The 7,299-nt window shown below is 49.9% G+C and carries 6 protein-coding genes; 5 read left to right on the top strand and 1 reads right to left on the bottom strand.

All coding sequences use genetic code 11. From position 1 onward, the window contains the following. Window positions 1-367: 367 nt before the first annotated feature. Window positions 368-889, bottom strand: a complete 522-nt coding sequence (locus ABD796_RS30455) for a hypothetical protein (protein WP_344915574.1) — start codon at window positions 887-889, stop codon at window positions 368-370. Window positions 890-1,166: 277 nt separating this feature from the next. Between ABD796_RS30455 and ABD796_RS30450 the strand changes: the two genes are divergently transcribed. From ABD796_RS30450 to ABD796_RS30430, 5 genes are all read left to right on the top strand, one after another. Continuing rightward, window positions 1,167-1,394, top strand: coding sequence for a sigma factor G inhibitor Gin (locus ABD796_RS30450; protein WP_344915573.1), 228 nt, complete (start codon window positions 1,167-1,169; stop codon window positions 1,392-1,394). 185 nt (window positions 1,395-1,579) lie between these two features. Next, window positions 1,580-3,040: an aminotransferase class I/II-fold pyridoxal phosphate-dependent enzyme gene (locus tag ABD796_RS30445; RefSeq protein WP_344915571.1), complete on the top strand. Its 1,461-nt coding sequence runs from the start codon at window positions 1,580-1,582 to the stop codon at window positions 3,038-3,040. A 304-nt stretch (window positions 3,041-3,344) separates the two neighbouring features. Then, window positions 3,345-3,623: a hypothetical protein gene (locus ABD796_RS30440; protein WP_344915569.1), complete on the top strand. Its 279-nt coding sequence runs from the start codon at window positions 3,345-3,347 to the stop codon at window positions 3,621-3,623. A 223-nt stretch (window positions 3,624-3,846) separates the two neighbouring features. Continuing rightward, window positions 3,847-4,851, top strand: a complete 1,005-nt coding sequence (locus ABD796_RS30435) for a hypothetical protein (RefSeq protein ID WP_344915567.1) — start codon at window positions 3,847-3,849, stop codon at window positions 4,849-4,851. Window positions 4,852-5,386: 535 nt separating this feature from the next. Then, window positions 5,387-7,273 (top strand): hypothetical protein, encoded by a 1,887-nt coding sequence (locus ABD796_RS30430; RefSeq protein WP_344915565.1) that lies wholly within the window; start codon window positions 5,387-5,389, stop codon window positions 7,271-7,273. Window positions 7,274-7,299: the final 26 nt, after the last annotated feature.

Raw genomic sequence — 7,299 nt, 5'->3', positions numbered from 1 at the left:
CTGACGAATACTAATCGGTCGAGGGCTTATCCACTTCCGCTGGTTACCCAACCAGCCTTCAACTCGCACTTCTCGTTTCGTTTCGCATTCAGTTTTCAGGGAATAATTCCTATATGCTGAAGAAGCCTAGTCCAAGCCGACCGGGCTTTTTTTGTTTCTTTCTGTATTATCGTTCAACTTCTACAGCCAAAAAAATCCGCAGCAAGCTCGCGGAAATGTATTCCTGAAGCCTGTGCGGACTGTCTTGGTACAAAGTCAGACTTTAAACGGAACCCATGGGAGTGGCCGATCCCTTGAACTGCAACGCAGGGTGCCTTCTTGCATACACTGGATTAGATCTGAGTGAGCACCAGTTCAAGAGATTCGCTTATTGCGTGTAAAAGGATGTGTCTTGGGCGGTAATTTTCAATAATCCAGGTTTCCTGGACTGCCGCAGCCGCCAAAAGATCCAGTAGCGAGGTGCCATGTACCATAAATGGATGCCGGCCATCGCTAACCAGTGCGAGTAGCCGAGCCAAGGGTACAGACAGCCGATAAGGGCCAGCCCGATCCAGAACAGCTGATGGTGCAGCCGGATGACGATACCGAACGGCGTATGCTGGTAGGGCAGCAAGCCAAGCCAGGGGAACTTCCATTGGTACGTCCAGTCGTTTCGTTGTTCCATGTTTGACAGGCGCATGTTCAAGCGGGTCAGGCTGCTGTACAAGAAGGGCAGCAGGACGATCGCTCCGCTCATCGGGAGCAGGCCGTATGGTGAACCGGTTAAGATTAGCAATAGAGCGAACGGAAGCGGAAGAAGGCCGTAAAGCAGAAGCGCAAGCGGATGATGCCGCACTTTTTTGATCAGCGTGAAGTTATAAATCGTCGAGTCTTTGTCCAATTGATGCAAGGAAAAACCTCCTGATCGTGAAGGTCTTCCGCTCTGTCTGGACGCACGGCCAACCTTTTTCTTCTATTATATAGGGAACCGCTGGGGGGAAAAAGCTTTTTCTTTGGTAGCAGCGATACTGTACGGCAATTGTCCTGGCACCATTCGCCCAGACGCGGCATATGTTAAAGCATCCACCATCAAGCGGTTGAAGTCGTTGGCGCATCAAAGGTACGATATGATGTAACGGTAATCTTTACGGAAAAAATATCCCTACTCTAGTTTAAGAGATTAGAAAATGTGGCATACTGGTAGAGAAAAGGCGGTGAATCGAGTGGAACAAGAAGAGACGATTATCCATACGTGTATCATATGCGATCAGCCGAAGCCGGAAGGGATCCTGATTTGCTCTGAATTTATATGTGAAGAGTGCGAAGCGGAAATGGTCAAAACCGATGTGCTCGACGCCAAATACCCCTTTTTCATTCATCGTATGAACAAAATATGGTATAGAATGAACGCCTAAGTTTCTTTTGTGCGAAATCACTTCCTGGAAACGGGCTTCCCCATCATTCGTTCGACTTATACAGAAGTCTTTTCACCGCCAAAGCGACTTTGCAAGCTTGAAGTCGATGGACGATAGAGAAGGCTTTTTTGCTTTTATCGGGCTTTTTCCTGTATTGTAAAAAGGATCATGCAGGGGGGAAACCGATGGACAATCTCGAATGCAACATGCCGCTGCTCCATGCACTGCTGGACGGAACGCAGCGCGGACATATAAGCTTTCACGTGCCCGGACACAAAGGCGGACGGGCGCTGCCGCCCGGCGCGGAGCTGTTTCAAGAACTGCTGGCCATCGACATGACGGAGATTACCGGACTGGACGATCTGCATCACCCGGAAGGGGCGATTCGCGAGGCTCAACAGTTGGCCGCGGCTTGCTTCGGCGCGGACGAAACCTGCTTTTTGGTAAACGGGAGTACGGTAGGCAATCTGGCGGCGATCCTGTCGGTGTGTTCGGCCGGGGATATGCTGATCGTACAGAGAAATGTCCATAAATCGGTAGTGAACGGACTGATGCTTGCCGGAGCGAGAGCGGTGTTTATCGCCCCGCGCACCGACGAGAGCACCGGATTGGCGGGAGGAATCGGCGTTGCCGAGCTCGAGCAGGCCTTGCAGCGCTATCCGGAAGCCAAAGGAGTATGGATCACGAATCCGAACTATTACGGTATGGGCGGGGATCTGCGCATATTGGCGGAAACGGCGCACCGCTGCGGCATGCCGCTTCTGGTAGACGAAGCGCATGGCGCGCATTACGGCTTTCATTCGGCTTTGCCGGAATCGGCCTTGGCCGCCGGCGCCGATTTGGTCGTGCAGTCGACGCATAAAATGCTGACCGCGATGACGATGGGAGCGATGCTGCATATGCAAGGCAGCCGGATCGATCGCCAGCGTGTCAAGCAGTGCTTGGCCATGCTGCAAAGCTCCAGTCCTTCTTATCCGATTATGGCTTCGTTGGATGCCAGCAGGCATTTGCTTCAGACGGAGGGTAGAGAAAGGCTGGACATGGGGATGCAAGCAGTCCGCCATGCAGAGAACGCTCTGCGCGAATGGCCTTGGTTCCGACTCGTTGCGAACGGTCCGGCGACGGCTTATGAGACGAAGGATCCTTTCAAGATGACGATTTCCGATGCGACGGAGACGTTGAACGGATTTATGCTGAGGGACGCTCTGGAACGGCAAGGGATCATGACCGAGATGGCTGACCCCCGTCACGTGCTGCTCGTGTTCAGCTTGGCTTCCGAGCGTACCGACGCGGATCGGCTGGTGAGCGCGCTCGGCAGCATTACGGACCAGTACGGACTGCGCGATCGGGTAATGAAAGGCCCGGAACGAATCAAAGCGGCCGGTATACGGGAACAAACGATATCGGAGCCGGTATCGTTCGGTATGGACAGCTTTCGTTCCGCGAGTGAGGTTTTATTATCCGATGCGGTCGGCCGTTTGGCTGCGGAGATGGTCGTCCCGTATCCGCCGGGAATTCCGGCGCTGTATGCCGGGGAGCGGATCGAAGAAGAGACGGTTCGTTATCTGCAAAGCCTGGCCGATATGGGGGCGCGCTTTCAAGGCGGGTTCGACAATTCGCTGCGGACGATACGCGTGTTTGCGTAAAACCGGCGACGGAAAGCAGGAAATGGCAATAGATGAAGCGAATAGAACTATAAGCCGAGAATGATGCTGATGGGAGAACGATTTGTGGCGAACCAAGGTTTTTTTATAACGGTCGAGGGCTTATGGTGACTTGACGAAATGTATAGGGGTACAACCATATGAACTGTTTTTCTAACATTATAGTTACTTAAACATGTGTATAAAAATGATAAACGAAGTTGGTGGGAGCCCTCCCATATCTGGATTTTCTCAAAGTTAAGGGACATTAACTTCCGTGAAAAAATGTTTGGGTTAAGGGGGGCTTATGAAGATCAAGTGGCTACATCAATATATTGAGAGTAACTTCGCGGACGGACTTTGCGCTTTGGAGAAATTTGAGTGTTTTCAAGAAGAATTCAATGGCTTTCAATATAGAATTTACGTGGAGAAACAAGAATTTGATGAAGGAAATACTTCACTGATTACAGCTGTATTGGGCATTTACGACATTGAATTCGAGCAAGAACATGAGCCTTCAATTTTTCAATTACCCAGTACATTGATAAATCGCATCAATGATCTGACCCAGAATCTTTTTTTTTAGTGGTATTAAAAAGCAATAACCATATTGTTTAATGCCGCATTATTTTGTGGGAAAAGGTTATGGTGTTCAAGGAATAAAGCTAACGATCAGTAATGTGAAACAAATTCTGTCATCAACAGCTTGTGGTAATGTTTGATGAGGACAAGAATGGGCTCCGGGCTGTTCCCTTCAGGCTTTTTCTACCCTGATACACTCAGAGAAACGATTGAATCTAGGAGATCACATGAATAAAACATTGAAGCTTAAGATACTGGCATTTTGTATTTTATTTAATATCCTTCATGCGGGTTTATACGCCAATGCAGCAACGGAACCTAATTATGTTACGAACGATCAATTACAAAGTAGTTTGGAAAAAGTCAAGATGGACATGGCCACCAAAGAAGAACTGCAGGCAATGGTTCAACAGCAAGGGCACACCCTCACGAAAGAAGAAATCACCCAGCAACTAATAGATACTCAAAAGTCGAGAATCGCAATGCTTGAAGGGAATATTAATGCACTATTGTCATTGCTTGCAGTTATTGTTGCTGTACTTACCTTATTCGGTGGTATTTTCGTTTGGGTTTCCAGAAGGGCCTTTTCATCTAAGCTGGAGGAGGTAGAGAAACGGCTCGATGAAATGAAACAACTCAAAAACGAAGCAATTACAAAAATGGAAACCGTAAGGGAACTTAGCAGCAATCTCAACGTGGCGATTCGTGAAGCACAAGATTTGCAAATCAGCTTAAACAAAAGCAAAACTGCCTTTGACGAGGAAACCGAGAGAATAGATCAATTGGGGAAGTATGTGAATTTTTTAGAGCTCAAAGCATCGCGGTCAGAGATTATACGTACATTTGAGAACGATGTAAACCAATCCATAAGATTGATTTCTGACCTTGAATACTGGCTTGAAGGTACACTTCCGAACTATGGATATGCGCTCGTAAAGGTTACAGAGGTTTTTGGTGAGAACGTCACAAAGGAAGGATCTGACGAAACGATCCAAGAAAAGCTCAGTTACAATACAAAATCTTTAAAAGAAATTGAGGATTCTTTTTGGAAACAGGCTGCGAGACGCTTGGAATGGGAAGATTACGCTGATAAGGATACAGACGAATTTATAGATCCGCTTAATGACTCATTCGAAGAGTGGAAAAGCACCTATAAGGATATAAAAAAGGTACATGGTATTATCGGGGCTCAAATCTCTATGAACCCACATCAGTTTAAACCAAAGACATAAATAGGGAACTTGCATTAAAACGGCTGAGCTCAAAATGGCAGCCGTTTTTCTAACTTTTGAGCAGTGAACTATTTCACTAAACGGCGAACATTAGTTCAATGAACTAGCGGCAGTCTAGGACTTTACGGTCCAATGCTGCTGCTGGTTTTATATTCGGGTTAATCTTTATTTAAGCGACGTGGTGCTTTCTAATATGAAGATCCCGCGCGGATCAATGCAATGTCACACCACATAAATCAAGATGAGTATTTCGGTGTCGAGGAGCTAAGTGGTTAATCTGTGAAAGCCTCTGTGTTAATAAAACTGAGCCATGGGAGAATAACACAGAAAAATCACTCACAGACAATATTAAATATGGGGGTCTAGCATTTACACTGACTTCTTCGCTTTCGGAAGCGAAAGTGGCTGGCTGAGGTTAGTCGGGGTCCGTATCTCAGTTATTATTTTTTTCGGCTTATTTATAACTTACTTGTGCTGGACTTTCCGCTACGATGGGATTAAGCAAGCAAACATCTACTCATGGGGGGAAACGGCGATGGAACAATTTTTCGACGACATTCTGAAAACGAGGCTGCGTGAGCACGGGCTCGACCCGGACGCCCCTTCGTTTCTGGACGACCCGCGTTACGGCGATTTCAAAAACGAAAAAGTGATATGCAAGTGCGGTTCCGTCACCTTGGACTACTATATCTGCAAGGAATGGTTTCCTGTCGCGGCTTCGGAGGGGAGGCGGGGGCGGTTCGATCCGCAGGCGAGGTGGGACGGCCGGCCGATCGAGGCAAACGATCTGATCGCGGAAATTAGGTGCGAGACGTTCTACGAGCTGGCAGAGACGCCTTGGGACGACGAGCGGAAGTACGATGACGCGAACATCAAGAACAAGCTGTTCGGCACGAGCGGGCTGCGCGAAAATTTGAAACGGCGGGTCGGCTTCGATACCGCGCCGTACCGAAAGCGTCAGACGTTCGAGGAGTTCCAACTGCTCAAAATATTGTACCGCATCGAAAAGCATCACCGAGACAAGGTGAATGTCACGAAGCTGCTGGGCGACTTGTCGCTCGAAAACGTCGACCGCAGCATCCTCGGCGAGACGAGCGTCCATGGTCATGTCGTCACGGAGCTGCTGACGGAAGTGCATCTGGCGATCGAACCGCAGTTTCCCGTCATCGCCAATCAAGCGATCGTCGACCTGACGATGGCTTGGAATGAAAAGCTTCTGCAAATCGCCGCCGTGACTCGCATGCAACTGCCGAAGCATATCCGCATCGCGGAGCTGCGGCGAATATTGGACTACGCGACGCGGCTGCTGGATCGACTGGACGAGCCGCAACCGGTGTCGGACAATCGGCTACTGGAGTCGTTTTATTTGCGAGTGCTCCAATTGAAGCAAATCGCCCGGACGCACGACATCGATCGGGTGACGAGCTTCGTAGCCGGTTCGAAGCAGACAGAGGAACTCGGAAAACAGGAAGTACAGCCGATCCCGTTCGCCCCTTTCGTCATCGCGGACGCGGCGGCGTTCATGCGGGAGCGAATGGACGCCGTCGCCCCGCTCGTCTACCCCGGGGAGCGAATAACAGAAAAGCATCGGCAATTTTTGCTAAAGCAGGCGGCGGCCGTTCCCGAGCTGCTGGAGCTGTATAATAAGCAAAAGATCGGGTTTCATCCGCAGGCGCTGACCCCCCTCTTCCTGATTAGCTGCTTGCAGGAAATCGCGCTCAGCCACTCCTTGTCTGAGGGGGATGACGAGTACGCGTTCAAGAACGAATATTACTTGGCAGACGGGAAACGGCACACGTTGACCTCCGTTTTGAAGCAGATGACGAAGCAGCTTAATGTCGAAGAAGCGTTTCAGCTCGTCTGGACGACCAAGCTAGAGCGGAGAATATACACTAATCAGGGGCTGCTGGACGAGTATTTGCTGCTGCTAGACATCGGCTCCGTCTGCAACCGAATGATTCAGAAGGCGATGCAAGTTCCCGATCTCAGCACGATGCGTATATGGAACGAATTTTTGCTGTCGCAGATGATCGTGAACGAGTTCGTGCCGATCGTGCTAGCCGCGGGACAATTCGACCACATCGTGACCAACGTGACCGGGCTATCCTGCGAACTGCGGACGATGCGGCTGTTCTCGTATTTTACGAGCGAGGCGGAAGCCGTCGCGATCACGAAAACAATCGTGCGCGAAATCGAATCGACGATGCTGCGCCCGCTATCGGGACCGGATGAGCCGCGGTTGATGAGGCTTCGGCTATTCGGGGAGATGTATTACTTATTGGCGTATTCCATTGACACAGCCCGAAGGAAGTTTGTTTTGCGGTTGTTCATGCCCGAAGCGAGCGGCGAGGAGTGCGCGCTGATGGCGAAGGCGGGGCTAGGGAAGTTCGTCGACGGCCACGAGCGGTTGACCAGTCGGTAAGGCGGTACGTAGATGACTGGCAGGAA

Origin of the sequence: Paenibacillus hodogayensis, assembly GCF_039536325.1 — a bacterium.
Taxonomy (GTDB): domain Bacteria; phylum Bacillota; class Bacilli; order Paenibacillales; family NBRC-103111; genus Paenibacillus_AB; species Paenibacillus_AB hodogayensis.
This window is presented reverse-complemented; position numbering and strand designations above follow the sequence as displayed.